The 20,813-nt window shown below is 64.2% G+C and carries 17 protein-coding genes; 3 read left to right on the forward strand and 14 right to left on the reverse strand.

Annotated features, from left to right (window positions below; translation table 11 throughout):
* Position 1: 1 nt before the first annotated feature.
* The 7 genes from BA190_RS00165 to BA190_RS00195 form a co-directional block, all read right to left on the reverse strand.
* Positions 2-1,429, reverse strand: a complete 1,428-nt coding sequence (locus BA190_RS00165; protein ID WP_068281392.1) for a glycosyltransferase — start codon at positions 1,427-1,429, stop codon at positions 2-4.
* On the reverse strand, positions 1,426-2,421 hold the full coding sequence (locus BA190_RS00170) for a HEAT repeat domain-containing protein (RefSeq protein WP_245314460.1): 996 nt from the start codon (positions 2,419-2,421) through the stop codon (positions 1,426-1,428). Before BA190_RS00170 ends, BA190_RS00165 begins: the two co-directional genes overlap by 4 nt.
* Before the next feature lie 44 nt (positions 2,422-2,465).
* Positions 2,466-4,229, reverse strand: coding sequence for a YaiO family outer membrane beta-barrel protein (locus BA190_RS00175; RefSeq protein WP_068281394.1), 1,764 nt, complete (start codon positions 4,227-4,229; stop codon positions 2,466-2,468).
* Positions 4,226-4,621 carry a response regulator transcription factor gene (locus tag BA190_RS00180; protein WP_068281395.1) on the reverse strand — a complete coding sequence of 132 codons (396 nt, stop codon included), beginning with the start codon at positions 4,619-4,621 and terminating at the stop codon, positions 4,226-4,228. The genes BA190_RS00175 and BA190_RS00180 overlap by 4 nt, the downstream gene beginning before the upstream one ends.
* A 22-nt stretch (positions 4,622-4,643) precedes the next feature.
* On the reverse strand, positions 4,644-5,783 hold the full coding sequence (locus BA190_RS00185; protein WP_156771299.1) for a hypothetical protein: 1,140 nt from the start codon (positions 5,781-5,783) through the stop codon (positions 4,644-4,646).
* Between the two features lie 449 nt (positions 5,784-6,232).
* Entirely contained in the window at positions 6,233-6,628 is a 396-nt protein-coding gene (locus BA190_RS00190; RefSeq protein WP_068281397.1) for a response regulator, read from the reverse strand.
* Between the two features lie 4 nt (positions 6,629-6,632).
* Positions 6,633-9,068 carry an ATP-binding protein gene (locus BA190_RS00195; protein ID WP_068281398.1) on the reverse strand — a complete coding sequence of 812 codons (2,436 nt, stop codon included), beginning with the start codon at positions 9,066-9,068 and terminating at the stop codon, positions 6,633-6,635.
* A gap of 308 nt (positions 9,069-9,376) precedes the next feature.
* Here BA190_RS00195 and BA190_RS00200 point away from each other — a divergent pair, with 308 nt between their 5' ends.
* Entirely contained in the window at positions 9,377-12,505 is a 3,129-nt protein-coding gene (locus BA190_RS00200) for a LysM domain-containing protein (protein WP_068281399.1), read from the forward strand.
* A 54-nt stretch (positions 12,506-12,559) separates the two neighbouring features.
* Here the strand turns inward: BA190_RS00200 and BA190_RS00205 are convergent, their stop codons facing one another.
* Entirely contained in the window at positions 12,560-13,603 is a 1,044-nt protein-coding gene (locus BA190_RS00205; protein ID WP_068281400.1) for an EscU/YscU/HrcU family type III secretion system export apparatus switch protein, read from the reverse strand.
* A gap of 142 nt (positions 13,604-13,745) precedes the next feature.
* Here BA190_RS00205 and BA190_RS00210 point away from each other — a divergent pair, with 142 nt between their 5' ends.
* Positions 13,746-14,570 carry a lipopolysaccharide assembly protein LapB gene (locus tag BA190_RS00210; protein ID WP_068281401.1) on the forward strand — a complete coding sequence of 275 codons (825 nt, stop codon included), beginning with the start codon at positions 13,746-13,748 and terminating at the stop codon, positions 14,568-14,570.
* Between the two features lie 37 nt (positions 14,571-14,607).
* Here the strand turns inward: BA190_RS00210 and BA190_RS00215 are convergent, their stop codons facing one another.
* The 3 genes from BA190_RS00215 to sctV are packed head-to-tail and all read right to left on the reverse strand — an operon-like array spanning position 14,608 to position 18,680.
* Positions 14,608-15,081 (reverse strand): hypothetical protein, encoded by a 474-nt coding sequence (locus BA190_RS00215; protein ID WP_068281402.1) that lies wholly within the window; start codon positions 15,079-15,081, stop codon positions 14,608-14,610.
* Positions 15,082-15,095: 14 nt separating this feature from the next.
* Positions 15,096-16,469, reverse strand: a complete 1,374-nt coding sequence (locus BA190_RS00220; protein ID WP_245314461.1) for a type II and III secretion system protein family protein — start codon at positions 16,467-16,469, stop codon at positions 15,096-15,098.
* A 48-nt stretch (positions 16,470-16,517) separates the two neighbouring features.
* Positions 16,518-18,680: a type III secretion system export apparatus subunit SctV gene (sctV, locus tag BA190_RS00225; protein WP_068281404.1), complete on the reverse strand. Its 2,163-nt coding sequence runs from the start codon at positions 18,678-18,680 to the stop codon at positions 16,518-16,520.
* On the opposite strand from sctV, the gene BA190_RS35635 reads away from it, so the two are divergent.
* On the forward strand, positions 18,673-19,050 hold the full coding sequence (locus tag BA190_RS35635; RefSeq protein ID WP_156771300.1) for a hypothetical protein: 378 nt from the start codon (positions 18,673-18,675) through the stop codon (positions 19,048-19,050). The two genes, sctV and BA190_RS35635, sit on opposite strands and share 8 nt — an antisense overlap.
* On the opposite strand, the gene BA190_RS00235 is transcribed toward BA190_RS35635, so the two are convergent.
* The 3 genes from BA190_RS00235 to BA190_RS35640 form a co-directional block, all read right to left on the reverse strand.
* Positions 19,005-19,442: a hypothetical protein gene (locus tag BA190_RS00235; RefSeq protein WP_068281406.1), complete on the reverse strand. Its 438-nt coding sequence runs from the start codon at positions 19,440-19,442 to the stop codon at positions 19,005-19,007. The genes BA190_RS35635 and BA190_RS00235 overlap by 46 nt on opposite strands.
* Positions 19,439-20,347, reverse strand: coding sequence for an FHA domain-containing protein (locus tag BA190_RS00240; protein WP_162275030.1), 909 nt, complete (start codon positions 20,345-20,347; stop codon positions 19,439-19,441). The genes BA190_RS00235 and BA190_RS00240 overlap by 4 nt, the downstream gene beginning before the upstream one ends.
* 235 nt (positions 20,348-20,582) lie before the next feature.
* A complete protein-coding gene (locus tag BA190_RS35640; protein ID WP_156771301.1) occupies positions 20,583-20,759 on the reverse strand; it encodes a hypothetical protein in 177 nt (58 codons plus the stop codon).
* Positions 20,760-20,813: the final 54 nt, after the last annotated feature.

Consider the following 20,813-nt stretch of genomic DNA (forward strand, 5'->3'; position numbering starts at 1 on the left):
GCTATTTGCGTGCCCCCGACAAGCCAGTCCTGGTCATCTCGCCCCAGTTCTGGTCGGCGCGCAGATATTGCCACCACCCCTTGATGCGCCAGAAATTGTTGAGCTGGCGGTAGCCGAAATTCTCGACCACGGCGGCCAGGGTCAGGATGGCGATGTCACGCGCTCGCGGAAAACGCTGCAGTTCCATTTCCTCCAGCACCAGGGACCCGACACTGACGCAGACGCCATAGACGAAGACCAGCGCGGCGAAGGCCAGCATATAGGGCGTGGAGAGGAAGCCGAGGAACCAGCTTACCGGAATCAGGACATAGCCCAGCACCTCGGCGATCGGCCCGAGCACGTCGACCACCAGGATGTGACCGAGGCCAAGGAAGCCTACGCGGCCATAACGCGGCCTGAACAGCATCGAGCGATAGCGAAAGAAACATTCGAGCGCGCCACGTTGCCAGCGCGAACGCTGCCGCCCGAGAACGCCGAGCGTCTCCGGTGCCTCGGTCCAACATACCGGTTCGGGAATGAACTGGATGCGGTAGGCCCGTCCGGCATCGATCATGTGGCGATGTAGCTTGATGACGAGATCGAGATCCTCGCCCATCGAACCCTTGGTGAAGCCGCCGACGGCGACGACTTCGGCGCGGCGAAACACGCCGAAGGCACCGGAGACCAGCATCAGGGTATTGATACGGCTCCAGGCCAGCCGCGCCATCAGGAAGGCCCGCAGATATTCGACGATCTGGAACAGCGGCAGCCAGCGCGCGGGCAGCTTCACCTCCTGGACCCGGCCGCTTTCGATGCGCGAACCGTTGGCGATGCGGATGGTCCCCCCCACCGCGATCACACGCTCCGGATCTTCGATAAAGGGCTGCACGGCGCGCATCAGCGCATCCGGCTCCAGGATCGAGTCCCCGTCGATGACGCAGAAGACCGGAGCCCGGCAGACATTGATGCCGGCATTCTGCGCATCCGCCTTGCCGCCGTTCTCCTTGTCGACCACGAACAGCCTTTCGTTCATGGGCGAGGAGTAGAGGCCACGGATCGGCTTGTGCTTGAGGGCGTCTTCATGCGGCCGCTGGAACTTCACCAGCCGAAAGCCCTCGATCAGACGCTGCAATGTCTGGTCCTTGGAGCCGTCATTGACCACCACGACCTCGAAATTGGGATATTCGAGTGCCAGCATCGAATGGACGCTCTCGACGATGTTCATTTCCTCATTGTAGGCAGGCACGATCAGGGCGATGGGCGGCGCGATATCGGCATAGCGATGCCATAACAGGGCCGAGCGCGTAACGGGCGGCCGCCGCGAAAGCGCATAGGCGGCCACCAAAAGCTGCAGCAGATAGACCAGCGTCTGAATCAGGCCCAGGGCAATGATGAGCCAGGCGAGAATGCCCGCCCCTACGGTAGCGTAGTGAGACCAGTCCGACATCATGCAGGTCCTTCCGCGAGAACGAGCGAGGCCATGCGCTGGCGGAGGGAGGTCTCACCCGCGGCGACTTCGCGCAACCTGTCCTCGCCCAAGCGCGGGATACCCCGCATGGCCTTTGCTGCCGTATAGCTGACCATCCAGATCTCGTCGTCGAGGAGAGCGACCAGAGGCGCGACGAAATCCGGCAACCCCAGGCGACCGGCGGCTTCGGCGGCCTCGGCCCGGACGCTCCAGTCGCCATGGGCCATGGCCTCGGTGAGAACGGGTATGGCATCGGGATGCCCGAGCAATCCCAAGGCCCGGACAGCCGCAGCCGCGACGTCGGGAATGGCCTCTCTGGCTGCCCGCTGGAAGAGGTCGTTGAGCCGGTGATCGCCTGTCCGCGCCAGCGCCTCGATCGCGGCAGACTTGACGAAGGCCGTGGTATCGGGACGGGCGATATGGGCCTTCAACTCGTCGAAACGATCGGCGGGCAGACGCCGGAACAAATCGACCAGGCGCCGCGAGCGCTGGCCGGTCAGGCCGATGTGGCGCAAGACGGTGTCGAGTGGAGGCAGTGCGCCGAGGTCGCAAAGAGCGATCGCAGCCGCAAAACGGACCTCCCGCGAGCGATCCCGTTCCAGGGCCATCTGCAGCGCGGCCGTCGTGTCGTTCCCTTTGAACTTGGCCAGCATCTCGGCGGCATGAATGCGCGCGGCAGCGTTGCCCTTGCGGAGCTGGCGACCTGCCTCGGCAGGTAGTCCGCACTCGGCGAAAAGCGCGATGACCGCATCATGCTCGTCTCCCCGCAACAGGGCCAGGAATTCGAAACCCGCATCCAGGGCCACGCGCGGCGGGACGCCGGCTATCACTCGCTTCAGCGCTTCGCGATCGCGGTCGTGGGAGAAGGTGATCAATGCCCTGAGCACGTTCTGGCCGGATTGTGCCTCGGCTGCCTTCCGGCGCTGCTTGAGCATGCGCCGAAGGATCAGGATGCCCATGACCAGGAGTGACAAGAGGCTCAGGACAATCGAAATGGACCATATCAGCCAGAGCATGATCAGAACCGGGCAGTCAGGCCAAGACCGAAGGTGTTGCGATCGAACGCTCGCCGCCTTTCATGGGCGAAGCTGGCCCGCAGCGTCAGGTCGTCGGTCAGATCATAGGCAGCCCCACCGAAGACGGAGCGGGTTGGCACCAGCGAGCCGTCGGAAATCTCGGGAGCATCGGCATAGCCCGCGAACAGCGACAATCGAGGCGTCACCACCACATCCGCCCGAAGCACATAGCCGTCGGCCCGGGTATCGGCATCATCGCGCGCATGGACCCAGCGGGCCGACAGGCCGAGACGGCCATCGAAGACATAACCCTGGATCCAGGGCGAAATCGTCGTCACCCGCGTGTCTGCGAAATCATCATAGCGGGCATCGACATTGAGAAACAGCGGGCCGACGCCATTCGTGCGGGAAACCGCCTGCCAGGAAGCACCGGCGCCGACGGAATAGCGGGCCAGGAAATCCGCGCTCGGTGTCGCGGCCACCAGGGCATAGGCCGAAAACCGGGAGGAGAAAGCATGGTCGATACGTCCTTCGACCTGTACGTCCGTCTGTCCGAAACGCGTGGCGAGGCGGGTCTTGCCCGATAAGGTGGTGCTGGGCGTCAGGCGGTAGGACAGGCCGACGATGCTGTCCGTCCAGTTTCCCTGGCCCGCCGTCAAGGCGCTGACCTCGCTGCCGATGTCGAAACGCCATTTGCGAGGCGGCGGCACGGCCAGCCTCTGCGCGATATCCTGCGAATTGGGCTCGATGGCCAAAGCCTGGCGATAGGCCTGCCGCGCCGCATCGTCATCGCCCTCTGCCCGGCTGATATCGCCAAGCCCCACCAGGGCCTCGCCGTTGCGAGGCTCCCGCGCCAGGACCTGGCGGTAGGCCTGGGCAGCGCGAACATGGTCGCCCTCAAGCATGGCGATCCGCCCCTCGAGGACAAGGGCTTCAGAATTGCCGGGTGCCTCGGTCAGAATGGCGTCGATACGGGCCCTGGCAAGCGCGACGTCGCCTTGCCAGAGGGCGAGCCGCACCTTGCCGAGCCTGGCGTCCAGCAAAGAGGACTTGATCCGCAGAGCCTCATCGAAAAAACGGTCCGCCTCGCCGAATTTCTGCTGGAAGCCCGCGACCAGGCCGAGTGCCACCAACACGTCCGTATTGCGCGGTGCCCGCTTGAGGGCATCGCGGTAGATCTGCTCGGCCTGGGCAAAACGCCCCGCATTTCTGAGCTTCCGGCCCTTCTCCAGCAAGTCCGCAACGGGGTCCGGGCGCGGCTTGGATGGGGGAGGCTTGGACGGGTGAGAAGCCTTGGCGGGGCTGGGTTTTACGGGTCTGGCGGTCACCACCTGCTTCTTCGCCGCCTGCGCCTTGCGGAGATTGGCGAGGAGCTGGGCAAAATCGCCATTATCGGGATGCTCTTTCGCAAGCGGTTCGACGAGCCCGAGCGCCGCATCCAAATTCCCGGAGCGGAACTCGATTTCCGCGAGCCCGAACTTGGCATCCGCATAGGCGGGCGCGAGAGTGAGCGTCTTGGAGAAGGAGTCACGAGCAGCCGCGAGATCGTTACGGCCAAGCTCGACGAAGCCCAGTTGCACGAGAGCGTCGGTGTTATCGGGCTTTTGCGCCAATACACGCTTGAACAGGTCGGCAGCCTCGTCGAAATGCTGCTGCTGGCGGGCCTTCACGCCGGACGCATAGAGCTCGTCGGGCGTCTGGGCGGACGCAGCCTGCCCCAGCGCCAGAAGGAGCGTCAATGCGACGGCGCCCGCCCGCCCCTTCATCCGCGCCTGCCCTGCCGCCGTGAAACCAGGCGTGCCAGCCGCGCCAACAATTCCTCCGGAATGAAAGGCTTGACCAGATAGTCGTCCGCACCTTTCTCCAGTGCCGAAACGATATCCTTTTCTCCCTTGCGGGCCGTCAGCATCACGACGGGAATCGCGGACAGGTCGGGATCGTTCTTGATGCGGGCCAGAACCTCGAATCCGTCCGATTTCGGCATCATGGCATCGAGCACGACGATATCCGGCCGCTCCCCGCCCACCCGGGAAAGCGCTTCCGCACCATCGACCGCCTTGACGACGTCATAGCCCTTTGCCTGCAGCCGGAACTCCATGAGTTCCAGCAGCAGGGGATCATCGTCACAGATCAGGACCTTTGTCTTTGCAGCACTCACTTGGACTGTCCCACGTCAACCGTCACGGCCCCGACCTCAACAATTCATGGACCAGCAAACCGCCGAACCCAGGCCATGCCGGCAATGTCCGCTCTAGCCTTCTTCGAGCCTCTGCCAGGGTCTGAGGAGCACTCATAAAGCTGATTCGCGATGAATTCACCTCAACTTCATGACTTAGCGAAAAAACAGGTTTAGTTTTTGAATCTGAAATCTGTTCAGGCAATATTCGTACAACTACGCCCTCTCCCGAACGATCAAGCACCACCTCGCCGTGCGGCGCTCGAACATAAGTTCTGTGATATTCGTCGGGAACCCTACCGTTCTCGAGCGCGATGCCAACCGGAATTGCATCAGCGCCCCTCCAATTCAGCCATGGCTGCGCTATCTGCTCGACGACGGCAGGATCGGTGCGATACGCCATTACAGCAATTGCCTGGATCGATCCACGCACGCTCTCCAGGGCCTGCTCGCCCGCGACATCATCGAACATCCAGAAGGGCACCACGACTTCGACGGGTTCCCCGAGCACCTGTGAGAGCGCCTTGACGGTCGCCGCCCACTCCCGCCATCCGGCAGCGCGATCGGCAGCATATTCGGGCCGGAGATAGGGCTCGATGTCGTATTGGAAGGAACGTATCCCGGGGGCGGCCTGCTTGAAGCGCCGCAATATCCTGGCCCGGTCGAGCGCATGGGCACGCCCGGCTGGCGTGGCCATCGCCGCATCGCCCTCCACCGCATGCGCGGCAATATCGGCGCGGCCGAGGATGTCGATCAAACGGGCAATCCGGACAGCATCCTCGACCTGTCCATCCTTGATGCGCAATTGCAGATAGAGGCGATCGACCCTCGCGCGCCTGGCTTCTTCCACCAGTCGGTCCGGATCGGCCAGCCAGGGCCGCAGGTCCCAAATCCAGCTCCCGGTTCCCCGATGGTCCCCGATACGATCGGGGACCAGGTGCAAACCCGAGATCATCGCCACGGCATCATCCTGCGGGCAGGTCACCACCAGGTTGCGGATGCCGTCCGTGTTGCGCCAGCTCGCCGAGGGGATGGAAGCCGGAAGGGACTGCATGCCGCCGGGCGGAGCATCGGGCGCGTCCTGGCCCGGAGCGGTCAGGGCCAGGCCGAAGCCGGTCGAGCTTTGCCCTTCGATGAGCAACACGCCCCGCATGCCAGGCGGAAGCCGGTATCCGGCCGCGCCGAACACCACGCCGGCCGGTCGATGTCCCCGGGAGCATCGGATGACGACGCCCGCTGCATCCGGCGACAGCCGGACACGCTCCTCCACCCCGAAAATGCGATGATCGAGGAGAGGGAGCAAATTAGCCTCGAAGGGCAAGGAGGCCGGCCGTGCCGGCTGCTTGCCGCCGTCCTCCTGAGGCCGGACGACCTCGGTCGGCTTGAAAAGCCCATTCTCCTTCACGCCGATGACGACCAGCTTGTCGGGCGTAGCCGTCAGACCCGCCATGGGAAAAGACCATTGCTTGTCCTCCGAAGCGGAGGCAACCGATATGAATGGAGACAAAGCCATGACCTCCACGGCAGCGACCAAGGCTATCGCATAGGCCCGGTTGTTCCACCCTGTCCGCATGAACCGCACCGGTCAGACCTTCACAAAAGCTGTCGACCTGAGCCGCGTTCCTGGAGCAATCTCTTCACATCCTTCGCCAAGGTCATGGGATCAAACGGTTTTGCAACCACGCCAATGGCACCCATGGCTCGATATTGCACGACCTCATGCGTCTGGGTCCGGGCAGTGACGAAGGCGACGGGAATCGAAGCCGTTCGGGATGATGCAGCCAGCTGGCGCAACGTTTCGGGGCCATCCATGCCAGGCATCATGACGTCCAGCAAGACCAGATCCGGCTGCCACTCCGCGGCATCGACGAGCGCCTTGCAGCCCGAGGCGGACGAACGCACCTCGAATTGCGGCTCGAGCTCCAGCGAGATCTGAGCGATTTCCCGGATATCATCCTCATCGTCGACATAAAGGATCTTGGTCGGCATCGCTTCACTCTCCCGATGTCGTCATGTGGATATGAATATCGAAGGTGGGCAGCAAGTTCCTGACCAGCTTTGCCACATCAAGCTCGGACGTCTTGGTCTTGGTCATGATGGCCCTGACGCGATCGCCGAGATTTTGGTCGAGTTCCACGGCCGAAAACACGATGACCGGCGTATCGAGGGGCAAATCCTTCAGCAGGTCGAGGCCAGACCCGTCCGGCAGCCCAATGTCGAGAATGACGAGATCAAAGCGCTGCAGTGCAATCGCCTCCTGGGCCTGGGCCAAGGAGCGAGCCGACGAAATGCAGACATCCGGCCCCAATCCCTCCGACATCACGGTCAGGACACCCTCGTCATCCTCGACATGCAGGATATTGGGCCGGCGGTCGATCTTGCGGGTGACGATCTTTTCGAGCGCGGCATGAAGACGGTCGGGATCGACGGGTTTCTCCAGCCAATCCACGATCCCGATCGCAGATCCGTTCAGGGAGCGCCGGGTTTCGTCGGCGACCGCGGATATCACGATGACGGGGATGTTCGCATTGGTGGCGGAGGCTCGAATATGGCGGAAGAGCTCGATGCCCGACTCCCCGGCCAATTTGATGTCCAGCGTCATCGCCACATAGTCGCGTGTTCGCAGAAGGGTTTTGGCCGAGGCGATGTCGGGAGCGACGTCGCTCGTGAAGTTTTCCGCATCGAGAAGCATGGCCAGCACGGCGGAGATGTCCGCCTCGTCTTCGCAGATCAGCACCCTCAGCCGATTGTCCCGCTTGCGGACGATGACGGCGGGCTCCGGCCTGGGCGGCCGCTCCGCTTCGGAAAGCTCGACGTGAAAGGCCGTGCCGGTTCCCTCTCCGGTTTCGAAAGACAGGGTACCGCCGAGCTTTTCGACGATGGTCTTGGCAATGCTCAGGCCAAGCCCGGTACCGCCCTTGCTGCGGGTGCTCGAGGCATCGGCCTGGGCGAACTTCTCGAAAACCTGGTCCTGGAACGTATCGGGAATGCCGCCGCCGCGATCGATCACCGATATGCGCAGCTTTCTGCCCTGCTGGCGCTGCAATCGGAGGATTACCGTCTCGCCGTCCGGGGAGAACTTGATGGCATTCGACAGGAGATTGGCCAGGACCTGATGCAGCCGATCCGGATCGAGAACGGCTTCCGCCCGGGGAGCATCGTCCATCAGGGCGATGCGGATCTGCTTTTCGGACATGTAGTTGGTGCTGCCCGCGATGGCCTGCTCCAAGATCGGCCGCAGCGCCGTCCTGGCGACCTGGAACACCATCTTGCCCGACTCGATCTTTTCCATGTCGAGGATGTCGTTGATGAGATGAACCAGCCGCTCGCTGTTGGTGTGGGCGATCTTGACGAGGTTGGCGGCCTTGGGAGGCAGTGTGCCCGAGACACCGGCGGCAATGAGGCCGAGAGAACCGCGGATCGAGGTCAGCGGCGTCCGCAATTCATGGCTGACGGTGGAGATGAATTCATTCTTGAGCTGGGCTGCACGCCTCTGCTCCGTAACGTCGCGATTATAAGTGATGATGCCGACGATACGCCCGCCCTCGTCGCGGAACGGCGCCTTCAATGTCGCTACCCAGCCCTTCCGCCCGTCCGGAAAAACGGCCGGCTGATCGATCCGCACCGTCTCGCCACGCTCCAGGGTCGACACTTCGTCCTGTCGGAACTTCTCCGCCAGATCGGGGGGAAAGAAATCGAAATCCGTCTTGCCGATCAGGGCATCCACCGAGCCAGCCCGCATGAATCTGGCTGTTGCCGGATTGGCGGCGATGAAGCGACCCTGACTGTCCTTCACATTGAGGCAGTCCGGCAGCTCTCGCACCATCGCACTGAAGATCAAATTGGCTTCCGCCAGTTCACGTCGGCGCCATTGCCTGTCGAGCAGGACCCCAATGATGATCTGGCTGACGAAGATGAACGACAACAGCGGAAAGCCGGCCTGTTTGAAAATCTCGATACCGGCATATGAAGGAAACAGCACGAAGCCGATGGCGCTGCCCGCAGCTACCGCAGCGCCCAACCCCAGGATATCCACCGACTTCCGGCGTCGGCCGCCAATGAAATAATGATAGCCCAGCCCGACAGCCGCCGAGATCAGGATGCCCATCACGCCTGGCCATGCCCCTGCGCCGCCGAGATAGAGCCGGAAGGCGATCGCGCACAGGGTCGTAAAGGCCGCCGCTCTCCATCCCCCGAAAAAGGCGGCGGAAGCGATGAAGGCGGACCGCAAATCGACGATGAAGCCGGAGGCAATCGGCATAGCCAACAGCATGGATATCACGGCTCCACCCGCCATCACCGCACCCAGGAAGAGGTCCTGAACTTTCCTGGATGTTCGCCTGGCGAGATCGGAAATGATGTCCCATCCCACCAGAAAAATCGAGACGAGTGCAAGATTTGCCAGAAGTGATTGCCAGATCGTACCCATGCCGGCCCCAAATCTTGATCAGACGATTCGCCGTCGACCATCGCAGATGGAAATTTCCCGGCAAGCAACTCGCCGATATCACACGTGATATACGACGATAGTCCAGGCTTTCACGAGGGGCCAGTCCAGGATCTGCGGTGTCCGCCATCGCCTCGCGGAATCCACCAGACCCGCGCCGGATGGTCCCGGCGTGTCATCAAACCATCATCCACCCCCGGTCATAGTGCTGCCCACAAACTGGCCGCGCAGCCGCTCGCGGCGGATGCGCCGTCGCCATGGCACGACTGACTCTGGCGGGGTAATGCAGCATGTCTTTTCGCATAGATCCGAACGCACGGTTTCGCTTCGATCCGATCCGCAATGTGAGCTTCGCGCTCCCCCCGCAGCAGCAGAAATTCTTCGAATCGCAGATCGACAAGGCCGTGCGGGAGCGGGCCGATGCCGGCGGGCCCAAGCAGCTCGATCCGAAAACGGAGAAGACGGTCATCGTCGAACAGGGCGACAGCCTGTGGAAGATCGCCGCCGAGAGCAACGTCAAGTTCGCGGACCTTATCGCGGCCAACAAGGGGCATCTCGACGCCAATGGCGACTTGATCCACCCCAATGATGTGATCATCGTCCCCGAAAGCGCGCCCGAGCTGGTTGCCAAGTCCCCGGCCGGTACCGGCGGCGCGCCGTCCGGCGAGAAGGCCTTCCTCGACGATCTCTATGGCCAGGGCAACAAGCTCGGCTACCAGGACGGCATCTCCCTGGAGGAGCTGAAGGCCGGTGGTGCGGCGATCAAGGCCGATATCGGGGCCTATCTCGATGCTCTGCCGCCATCCCAGCGCCAGGCGGCTGCCCTCAGGATCGCTGCCTATGACTGGTCGGATGGCGGGCCGGCCAAGGCCAGCGCCGAAGCGGCAATTCACGAGCGCGGGCTGGAGACCGATCCGGAAGAGGCCTTTGCGAAAGGCCTCTACGAACGCGGCAACAAGGGCGCCGATTCCGACGACCCGACCTACGATTTCGCGGCCGAGCAGAAACAGCTCACTGCCGACACCAAAGCCTATCTGGCCGGCTTGCCGGAAGCCGAGCGGCCGGCCGCGCTGCAGCGCCTGTTCGATCGCGACTGGACGGATGGCGGCCCTGCGCAGAGCGCCATCGAGGCGGCCGGCAAGGATCTCGGCATCGCCCTGCGCCCCTCCGGCCATGCCGGGCCGCAGGTGGAAGCCGCGGCGCGCAAGATCATCGACGACGCCAAGGCCGCAGGCAGCCCCGGCAAGGCCTTCGAGAAGATGGCCGAGGGCTACACCAAGGCAACGCCCGAGGTGAAGCAGGCCATCGCGAATTCGCAGGATGCCCTTGCCCTCATCCAGGCAGCCGCCGACGAGGCGACGCAGCAGTTGAAGGACTACGATCCCAAGACGGCGGTCAGCGACCAGGGCGATGCTGCGACGATGATGTACAATCTGCGCGGCCTGGTGGACAAGGCCGATCCGGACCTGGCGGTGAAGCTGATGCAGGCAGCCCTGCCCATCATCGAGGCCGCCAATGCCACGCGGCAGCGCGAGGTCGGCACCGATCTGATCGGCATGGAAGGCCTGTCCAACCTGATGGCGATCATCGACAAGATAGGCGATGCCCCAGGCGCATCGACCATCGTCGCGCGCTTCGCCGAGATCGGAAGCTACGACATCAATTCCATTCCCCAGGCCATCGCCGGCGGCTCGCGCCTGGATTACCCGCTTGCCCTCGGCTATCCGGTCGATGAAACCGTCATTCCCAATGTGCAGCAATTTGCGGCCGGCAGCGTGAACAAGGACGTCGATGCCTATCTGGAACACACCAAGGAGCTGCAATATCTGATCGCCAGCAAGGGCCCGCTGATGACGCCCGAGCAACTCACCCAGGCGATCGCCGACTACAAGACGGGCAAGGGCCCGCAATGGCAGCAGAAGGAGCAGGACCTCGCCGCCAAGATCAGCGAGGACGGCAAGAAGCTCCTGGTCCAGATCGACCAGTTGGGCAATCTACCGCCCGAACTGGCCCAGTATCAGAAACAGGCCAACGACGCCGTCGCCAAACTGCTCGCCGACGACAAGACCGCGATGGCGCTCAACATGACGCTGACGCAGGAGCCGACCCTGCTCGGCCTGCCCAAGTTCGACAAGCTCGCAGGCACGCTGCGTCTGACGGATCGCGGCCGCAAGATCGTCGAGGAAGCGGCAACCCAGCTGATCCGGCGCACCGTGATCCCCGGCTTCGCCGATTTCGACCCAAGCAATCCGGCAACGTTCAGGAAGGTCGACGATGCGCTCGTCTCCTTCAAGGACGGCAGCATGGCCAAGATGCTCGGCGTCAAGCAGAGCGAGCTCGACAAGGCCATCAAGCTGGTCGAGGATTCACTGCCAAAGGCCGGTGACACGCCCGCCGAAGTGGAGCGCAAGATGCGCCAGCTCAATGCCGGGCTGGATGACATCACCGACACCAATGGCATCAAGGCCTTCAAGAACGACACGACGCCGGGCAAGATCCTGCGCATCATCGGCACTGCCGCCACCCTGGCGGGCCTGGTCAATACCGGCGTCAACTTTGCCAATAATCCGACCTGGAAGGGCGGGCTCAAGATGGTGATCGACGCCGCCGGCGTCAGCCAGCGTGCGATCGAGCTCTCGCACGGCTTTGGCCTTCTCTCGGGCGGCAACAAGACGGTGGAGGTGTTCGGATCCAGCAGCAAGCCGGCCGTCAAGGTCCTCGGTGCGGTCGGCGCGATCTTCGATGTCTGGAATGCGGTCGATTATTTCAAGGCGGGCGATCCGACGATGGGCAGCCTCTCCCTCGTCGCCGGCGGCGGCACGGTGATGGCCGCTCTCGGCACCGGCACAGCCTTCGGGCCGATCGGGCTGGCCGTCGTCATCGGCGCGGTGATCGCCCAGTTCGTCGTGGCGGGCAATCGTGACAATCACGAATTCGAGACCGCCGACGCGACCGCCTTCCTCGAACATGCCGGCCTGTCGGAGGAAGCCGCCGCCGCCCTCATGAACCAGAGCCGCGAAGGCTACAGCCCCGTGCCGCTCCTCATCCAATATGGCGAGCTCAAGGGCTTCAAGATGAACGATCCCACCAGCCGGCAGACCTTCATCGACTGGATCAACGCCATGCCCAAGGCGGCGCGCGACACGCTGGTGAGCAATCTGCACCATACGCTCGCCGGCCTTAAGGGCGATGCCACCAAGCTCCCGCAGACGGCCTCGTCCGACTCCACCTATACGGATCCCTCGCGGTTCAACGCCCAGGAGGATTTCACGGCGCCCGACGACTACGGTTCGGGCGAAGTCACCGTGCATATCGACAACCCCGCCTCCAAGGTTCGCAAGGGCGAGGCCGGGCCTGCTTCGGTGACGCAGATCGATGTGGCGCTTGCGGCGCTCGGCATCGCCATCCCGGTGGCCTGACCGGTTCTGGAAAACGTTCGCGTCAAAGCCGAAGCCATAACTGGCGCCCCCGCCCTAGACCAGCCCGTTCTTGACCAGGTGGGCGACGATGGCCGGGAAATAGTCGGGCTCGACATAGGCGCCGGGGGCGGTGCGCTCGAACAGGGCTTCGGCCAGGGCCGCATCCTCGACGATCGCCAGATCGAGCTCGCGGGCCTGCGCACGCAGGCCCGGCACGGCAGCGCCCTCGCCCTTGCCGACCAGGACCGGAACGGGCGTTTCGCCGCGCACATAGCGAAGGCCCACCAGGTACTCCGCGCCGACGACGACCAGCACCGCATTGGCGAGGCCGAGCCGGTAGGGCCGGCTGGTCACGTCGCGACGCTGACGTTGAAGTTCCTGTCGAATGAGAGGATCTCCCTCCAAATCCTTGTGTTCTCTCTTGTACTCAGTCTTCGTCATCCGCATGTCGCGCAAGAAGAGCCCGCGCTGGATCGGCATGTCGATGAGGCCGACCACGATGAAGGCGAGGGCCGCCGCCGCCCCCAGGGGCGTAAGGATGGCAAGCAGCGTCGGCTCCAGGCAGGACTGGCCGCAGGCTGGAACCTCGAAGAGCGGCTGCAGCCAGGCGGCCATGATGGCGACGAAGACGGCCGCCAGCAGCAGCGTCTTCATCAGGCTCTTGGCGAACTCCACGACATTGCGCAGGGATGCGATGCGCTTGAGCCCCTTGGCGGGATTGACATGCTCGAATTGCGGCTTGAGCGGCTCGAAGGAAAACACCGGGCCACGCGTCGCGATGGTACTGACCAGGATCGTCGCGGCGACGACGACCCCCGCCAGCGGCACCACGATGTAGAGAAGCGTGAGCATGGCCTGGTGAATGAGGGCACTGGCGGTCTGGGCGAAGGGAACCGACTGCGCACTCGCGACAAGCTCGGCGAATTGCTTGATGCGGTCCATGATGCCGGACCCCGCGATATAGAGGAAGGCAAGGGCCGCGAAGATCGAGAAGCCCGAAACCAGGTCCCGGCTGTTGGAAACCTGGCCTTTGCGTCGTGCATCGCGCAGTTTCTTTTCCGAAGCGGGAAGCTTTTTCTCTTCGCTTTCCTGGGACATGTCAGCGCCCTATACCATGCGTGATGTCGCTATTTCCTGCGCGGCCGCGCATCTTTCCGAGGTTCTTCGTGGATGACCTGCGTATATGGTTTCCGCGGCAGGAGGCTTGCGATATGATCCGGCGGCTTTCAGGAGGATCGGCATGCGGCTGCGCACGGCGTTTTGTCCCGTCTTTGCGATGATGGTGCTTTCGGCCTGCACCACGGCGCACACTGCCAACACGCCCGCTGTCGGCCTGGGCAGCGCATCGAACACGCAGTCTTCCCGCCTGATGCGGCTGGCGGCCGATGTCGAGTCGCATGGCGACAAGGGAACCGCGCTCGCCCTTTACGAGAGGGCAGCCGCTGCACCCGACGCCTCCGCGACGGCCAATGTCGAGGTCGGGGATGCCTATGTCCGCGCCGGTTCCTATCCCAGCGCGATAAGCGCCTATCGTACCGCGCTGGCGAAATCGCCGAAGGACGGCAAGGCCCTCGTCGGGCTGGGCTCGGCGATGATGGCGACCGGCGACAACGAGGCCGGGCTCCGCGCCCTCGGCGAAGGCGCTGAGATCGTCAACACATCCAGCGCCTATAACCGGCTCGGCGTGGCGCAGACCGTGGCCGGCCAGACCGGTGCGGCCGAGGCCTCCTTCTCGCGTGCCCTGGCCCTGACGCCCAGCGATCTCGACATCAAGGCCAATATGGCGCTCGCCGCATCCCTCGCCGGCGACGCGCCGAAAGCGATGCCGTTCATCCAGCAGGTCGCCGCCGCTCCGGACGCGCAATTGCATCACAAGCGCAACCTCGTGGTCTGCTACGGCCTGCTGGGCCAGGACAGCCAGGTTCGCGCCGCCCCGCCCGTCGGGCTTTCCAGCAGCGAGGTCGACGCGCTGCTGGCCCGCACCCGCTCGATCCGCGCCAAGGCCAGCCCCAAGGAGCGCGCCGAGGCGCTCGGCCTGATGAACGCGGCGACCAGCGCCAGCTAAGCGATGGCCCGATGCTTCCCTGGACCAGGATCCGATTCTAGTCGGAGGACTGTTGCGTCGCGCTGCCGCCGGCACCGCCGAGATTTTCCGATGAGGATGCATCCCCCTCTTTCTCCCCCAGCAGATATTTGCGGGCCGCGCGCGCGGTCGTGACGCCGGCAGCCGGGCCCATGCGCCGACCTTCGACAAGGTCCCCCTGCCTCTCGGTCATGCGCTGCAGGTTGTAGGCATTGGCACAGCCCGGCGGCAGATGGGCTCCGAGATCGGGCATCGCCGCTTCCACCGTGCCCCAGGCGGGGCGCTGCACGTCGGCCGGAGGCCCAAGGCAGGCATCGGGCACCAGCACCGAACCTGTGGCGCCCTTGGCTGAACCCTGGCCGGCATTGGTCGCCACATAGCTGTAGCCGGGGGAATAATCGGCCGTGGGGCCGGCCGAGCAACCGGCAAGCCCCATCACGCCGAGGAGAGCCAGACCCCGGCAAAGGCCGGCCCGCAGGAAATTCGCGCGCATTGCTCCCGTCCTCCCTATTTCACGATGAGGCCCATGCCGGCGGTATTCGCCGGCTTGCGGGCCTTCTTGGTTCGGGCCGGCCGGTCGATCGGAGTGGCAAGGTCGTGGCCTCGCACCGGCTGGACGAGATAGGGCGTGACCAGGATCACCAGTTCGGTTTCCTCGCGCTGGAAACGCTCGGACTGGAACAGCGTGCCGAGCACGGGCACGTCGCCCAGGAAGGGGAATTTCTGCAGGCTTTTCGCAAATCTCTGCTGAAACAGTCCCGCGATCGCGAAAGTCTGCCCGCTTGCCACCTCAACGGTGGTGTCGGCCCGCCGCACCACGAAGCTCGGCAGGTTGAAGCCGTTCAGGCTGACACCGCCGGAATCGGAGATCGAGCTGACCTCCGGCTTGACGTGAATGGCAATGTGGTTGTTGGGGAGCAGGGTCGGGGTGAAGTTGAGCGAGACACCGAAGGACTTGTATTCCACCGTCACGGTATCGCGGCTTTGCGGGATCGGCACGGGGATCTCGCCACCGGCGAGGAAACTGGCCGTCTGGCCAGTGACCGCGGTCAGGTTCGGCTCGGCCAGAATCTTGACGATGCCGTTGCGCTGCAGGGCCTCGATGAGGGCGCTGACATTGACGGCATTGGATCGCAGGCCAATGCCGAGATTGCCGCCGCCCTCGCTCACGCCGCCGGTCTTCAACAGGCCGAAGGAGAAATTTCCCGAATTGGCGAAGACGCCCCAGTCGACGCCGAAGGACAGCAATTCGGAGCGCGAGATCTCGGCAAAGCGCACGCGGATGTTGATCTGCTGCGAACCTGAGATGGTGGTGTCGTTGATCGGCGGCCGGTCCGGCTGCGAATAGGTGCGCGCGACATCGTCGGTATCGAGCGCTTCGTCGACGCTGCCCGCATTGCCGCTGGCAACGATGCGGTCCCCGAAAATGGTGAGATTGGTCGCGCCGCGCGGCTGCATCACCTTCTGGGCCCGCTGGGCAGGCCTGGGATCGGTGCTGACCCGGAATTCGGTGGTCGCCTCGACCTTCTGGTCGGCCGTCACGGCGATCAGATTGGTCAGGCCCGGCTTCAGCCCGAAGACATAAACCAACTGCGGCGAGACGATCTGCAGGTCCGCAATGGTGGTATCGGCCACCAGCACGGATTCGATAGGCTGCTTGAAGCGGAACAGCCGCCCCTGTCCCACGGCGAGGTCGACGCTAGGCTTGCTCGGCAGGCTGGTCATGGTCTGGGCGTGGGCGCCTGGCATCAGGCCCAGCAGGAGAAGCGCGAAAACGGCAAGCACGGCCAGTTGCCGATACAGGAGAGACCAACCGATTTCCGGGGCGAGGCCCGTTGCATGTGTGACCATGCAAAGGCCGGCCCTGCCGTGACTTGTCATTCCGTTCCTCTCCTGTCGTCTGTCGGTGGCGCCCGTGCCTGCCCCGTGTCAGGCGGCCCCCTCATGTTGTTTGGCCGGGCGGGTGGTTGCGAGCGAGGGCCGGGCCGCGCCCTGGCCCTGCAGGCTGGTGATGGTGGCGAGCGGCTGCACGTTGAATTCCGGTGCGAGCTCCTGATAGGACAGAACCGCAAGCTCGATGCCGTGCTGCTCCAAGAAAGTGCGCAAGTGCCGCCGGACGTCTCCCGCCGTCAGGACGACCGGCGCGGCGTCGGGCGCGGTTTCCCGGAGAGCCCGGCCGATCTGCGTGACGATGGACTGGGCTTGCTCCTCCGGCAGGCCGAGGAAGCCGCCCATCGCCGCCGTCTGCTGGCCGGCGCGCAGCAGTTCCTCTGCCGAGGGTTGCATGACATAGGCAGCGATGACGCGGTTGCGGTCGGCGGCACGAAAGCTGATCTGCCTCTTCAGCGCAACGCGCACATGCTCGGCAAGCAAAGCCGGATCCGGCTGGTGGGCACCCGCCTCCACCAAGGCTTCCAGAATGATACGCAGATTGCGGATCGGCACGTTTTCCGCCACCAGGCGGCGCAGCACCTCGGCAATCTTCTGCAACGGCACGGCCTCACGCGCTTCCCTGACCAGTTCGCCATAATCCTGCTCGGCTTCGGAAAGCAGCGCCCGGGTTTCCTGGATGCCGACGAAATGCCCGGCATAGCGCCTCAACACGTCCTCGGCCCATTGGCCGACGACCTCTCCCGGCTCGAAGGAGACCAGCCCAGCCTCGGCCAAAGCCGATGCTGCACCCGCATCGACCCACAAGGCATGCTCCCGCGGGCCGACAGGACGTTCCTCATAGGCAAGGCCGAGCAGAGCGAGATTGGCGGCATCACCCTCGACCCTGAGGCGGCCTTCGGGCAGATCCGCCTCGAGGACCGGCGCCTCTTCCACGTCGATGCGGACATGCTGACCCGGCAAGGCCGGATCTTCATAGACGCCGATGCGGGGCAGCTCGACGCCCAGATCGTCGTAGAGGCGCTGGCGAATACCGCCCACATGGTCGTCCAGCACGGCCCTGTCGAGCAACGTGCCCTTGCCGTAGCGGACCAGGATCCGGGTCGAAGGCAGGGTCTCCTCCCCTTCCTCGGCCGCGAGGGAGTCGGAAGCCACGCCGGACCGCGCGACATCTGGGGCGATCGCGGAAGCCGAGCCCCGTACCTCCTCCTTTGTTCCCTTGGCATTGCGGTGCATGGCATAGGCGCCTGCCCCCAAGATGGCACCGAGGATCAGGAAGATGATGGCGGGAAAGCCAGGCACCAGGCTGAGACCGGCCAGGATGACCGCAGCCAGGCCCAGCGTGCGCGCATCGCGCAGCAATTGCCCGGCGATCTGGCCGCCGAGATCGCCTTCCCCCTCCGCTCCGGACACGCGGGTGATCATGGTGCCCGAGGCCACAGCCACCAGCAGGGCCGGGATCTGGGCGACCAGGCCGTCGCCCACCGTCAGCAGGGCATAGGTGGAGGCGGCCACGCCGACCGACATGCCGTGCTGCAGCGTGCCGACGGCGATACCGCCGATCAGGTTGACCAGGATAATGACGATGCCGGCAATGACGTCGCCCTTGACGAATTTCATGGCGCCATCCATGGCGCCGAAGAGCTGGCTTTCTCGCTCGAGGCGCTGGCGGAGCCGGCGCGCCTCCGTCTTGTCGATGTCGCCATTGCGCAATTCGGCGTCGATGCTCATCTGCTTGCCGGGCAAGGCATCCAGGGTGAAGCGTGCGGCGACTTCCGCAACGCGCTCCGCTCCCTTGGCGATGACCAGGAACTGCGCGATGGTGATGATCAGGAACACCACCAGTCCCACCGCGATGCTGCCGCCGACCACGAAGGTGCCGAATGCCGTGATGATCTGGCCGGCATCGGCCTGGAGCAGGATGAGGCGGGTCGTGGTGATGGTGATGGCGAGGCGAAACAGCGTCGCCACCAGGATCACCGATGGCAGGGACGAGAAATCCAGCGGATGGGTGACGTAGAGTGCGGCGAGCAGTACCAGCACGCTGATGGCGATGTTGATGGTGATCAGCACGTCGACCAGCTCGGTCGGCAGCGGGATGAGCATCATGATCACCGCCACCAGCATCATGATCGCGATGACGAGATCGGCGCGCTTGGCGGCCTTGGCAAGGAACGTCAGAATGCGGTCAGGCATGCTCATTCAGCTCTCGTTGCGCAAGAAAGTCCTGAAAGGACCGCCGCGCTTCCACGGGGCGCCCCGCCGCCAGCAAGGCCTTGCCCTTGAGCAAGGCGAGGGCGGGATGATCGGCGCTTTCCAATTCCTCCAGCCTTTCGATCGTGGCGAGCGCCTTGCCCGCCTCACCGCCCAGCACGAGCAGATGGGCCAGGGTCTGCAGGACTTCCGCATTCGCCGGCTCGAGCTGCGCCGCGATCAGGAGATAGGCCGTGCCGCGCTTGACCTGGCCGTGGCGACCATAGAGATAGCCCAGCAGGTGCAGCAGCTTGACGGTGTCCTGCCGGTCGGTCAGCTTTCGGTTTCCTTCTGCAGGCGCGCCATCAGGTCGCGATGACGTTCGATTTCCTCTTCCATCAGCGATTGGGCGAGGCTGCGAAGCTGGTCTCCGCCCTCCAGCTGGGGCACTAGGTCGGTGATGCAGTAGCGCAGAATGGGCACCGAGCGGCGCAAGATGGCCGAGCCGGCTCCCTTGGGCATCACGAAATCCTGGAGCTCGTCGTCGAGAGAACGCTTGGCCGATAGCCCTGCCGCCCTGCCCGTCGATCGCGCCGCCGTTTCCGAGCGCTCGCTCCTGCCGGCCTTGCCGGCCTCTTCGGAGCGTGAGTCGATCGAATGCAGCCGCCGCCGGTTGACCGGGGGGCCCTGCAAGCCCTTGACGTTCGTCTCCTGGCTGGACGAACCAAGATTGGGGGCATCGAGGCGAATTGCATCCAGCCGTCGGGTCATCGGTATTTCAAGGTGAGCGTCGAACCGTTCTTGGCCAGCCGCAGGTCATCCTCGCCGATCTTCTCGATGATCCAGCCGCCGGCAACGAATGCCCCTTCATGGTAACGCGCACCATCACCGGCGATGACATAGGGCCGCTCTCCGAACCAGATCGCCCGCAGAGTGAGCGGAGGCGACTGCGCCGGCTTGCCCGTCTCGACACGCGAAACGAGCGGCACACGATCGCCATAGGCCTGGTCGTAGCGGGCCTGGACGTTCCGCCAAGCCTCGCCCTGCAGTGCCGGCAGCACGCCCGAGACGACCACGCGGTCCTTTTCGGCAGCAATGGTCAGATTGGAAAATCCGGCAGCCGCCAGACGCCCCGCCAAGTCGTCACGAGCGCGGCTCGCCAGAGCAGCCGCATCGGTCGAACTCACGACGGCCGGCTGCGCGGCGGGTTTTTCGGAGATGTCGGCAAGCGGCTGCGGCACGTCGGTTCGGTGGGGCTGGGAGGAAAATGCCGTGGCGCTCGGCAGCCAGTTCAGGGCGAGCGAAGCTCCCACCACAGTAAGGATCACGGCGCCGCTCGCGAACAGCAAGCGCCCGAGCCACGTTCCGCCGCCCAGACGTGCCGCCATTGCCGATCCGCCCCGGGATTCCAGGCGAAACCGTGCTTCGCCGATACCGACGTCGAGCGGCAGGCGGCAGCGGCGGCCATGGCCCTCGGGCAGGATCTCCGCCTTTGCAAGGTCGAGTGCTCCGCCGATGGCCTCGATTTCCACCCGGCGTCCCCGGCAGCGCAGGCGCGCATGAAGGGGGGCAATGCCAGCATCCCTGAGGACGATGTCGGCATCCGGTCCTGAGCCGATCGTGTAGTCCGCCTCGCCCAATCCGATACCGGCCCCCTTGTGGAGGCCATCGGTCACCAGGAAATCCATGACCGATTCGGATTCGAATCGGGTCTTGTCCGCATTCGCAGCCGGCGGTGACGAGGGCCGACGCAGGGCACGCGCCTCACCTTGAGCCTTGTCGATCAATCCGGTGGGCATCGTTCCAGTCCCCAATCCCCAATCGGGCCGCCTTTTCCGATCTGCGCCTGCGCAAAACGGCTCCGACAATACGGTTCAAGCGCCGCCAGCCCAGGCCGGCGGCGCTTGTCACTCAGGTCTTGCTGCCGCGGGTAATGTTGTCGGCGGCCTTGTTTTTGACGCCGATTTCAGTCGTCGCCACCTGAAGCTTCAGGTTCAGCAAGAACATCTTTTCCATTTTCGCGATCGCATCGTCGACAGCCCCGCTGGGGGTGCTGGATGCATTTGGATTTAGGGAAGACACGGACATCGTTCACTCCTTGAATCGCGCTTCGAACGGCGAGATCACAAGACCGCGAAGGGC

The sequence above is a fragment of the Labrys sp. WJW genome (genome assembly GCF_001676615.1).
GTDB classification, from domain to species: Bacteria; Pseudomonadota; Alphaproteobacteria; order Rhizobiales; family Labraceae; genus Labrys; species Labrys sedimenti.

Coding starts and splice junctions, on each gene's coding strand:
- BA190_RS00165 (WP_068281392.1), bottom strand. CDS start 1,429: ATGATGTCGGACTGGTCTCACTACGCTACCGTAGGGGCGGGCATTCTC.
- BA190_RS00175 (WP_068281394.1), bottom strand. CDS start 4,229: ATGAAGGGGCGGGCGGGCGCCGTCGCATTGACGCTCCTTCTGGCGCTG.
- BA190_RS00190 (WP_068281397.1), bottom strand. CDS start 6,628: ATGCCGACCAAGATCCTTTATGTCGACGATGAGGATGATATCCGGGAA.
- BA190_RS00195 (WP_068281398.1), bottom strand. CDS start 9,068: ATGGGTACGATCTGGCAATCACTTCTGGCAAATCTTGCACTCGTCTCG.
- BA190_RS00200 (WP_068281399.1), top strand. CDS start 9,377: ATGTCTTTTCGCATAGATCCGAACGCACGGTTTCGCTTCGATCCGATC.
- BA190_RS00205 (WP_068281400.1), bottom strand. CDS start 13,603: ATGTCCCAGGAAAGCGAAGAGAAAAAGCTTCCCGCTTCGGAAAAGAAA.
- BA190_RS00210 (WP_068281401.1), top strand. CDS start 13,746: ATGCGGCTGCGCACGGCGTTTTGTCCCGTCTTTGCGATGATGGTGCTT.
- BA190_RS00215 (WP_068281402.1), bottom strand. CDS start 15,081: ATGCGCGCGAATTTCCTGCGGGCCGGCCTTTGCCGGGGTCTGGCTCTC.
- BA190_RS00220 (WP_245314461.1), bottom strand. CDS start 16,469: ATGACAAGTCACGGCAGGGCCGGCCTTTGCATGGTCACACATGCAACG.
- BA190_RS35635 (WP_156771300.1), top strand. CDS start 18,673: ATGCTCATTCAGCTCTCGTTGCGCAAGAAAGTCCTGAAAGGACCGCCG.
- sctV (WP_068281404.1), bottom strand. CDS start 18,680: ATGAGCATGCCTGACCGCATTCTGACGTTCCTTGCCAAGGCCGCCAAG.
- BA190_RS00235 (WP_068281406.1), bottom strand. CDS start 19,442: ATGACCCGACGGCTGGATGCAATTCGCCTCGATGCCCCCAATCTTGGT.
- BA190_RS35640 (WP_156771301.1), bottom strand. CDS start 20,759: ATGTCCGTGTCTTCCCTAAATCCAAATGCATCCAGCACCCCCAGCGGG.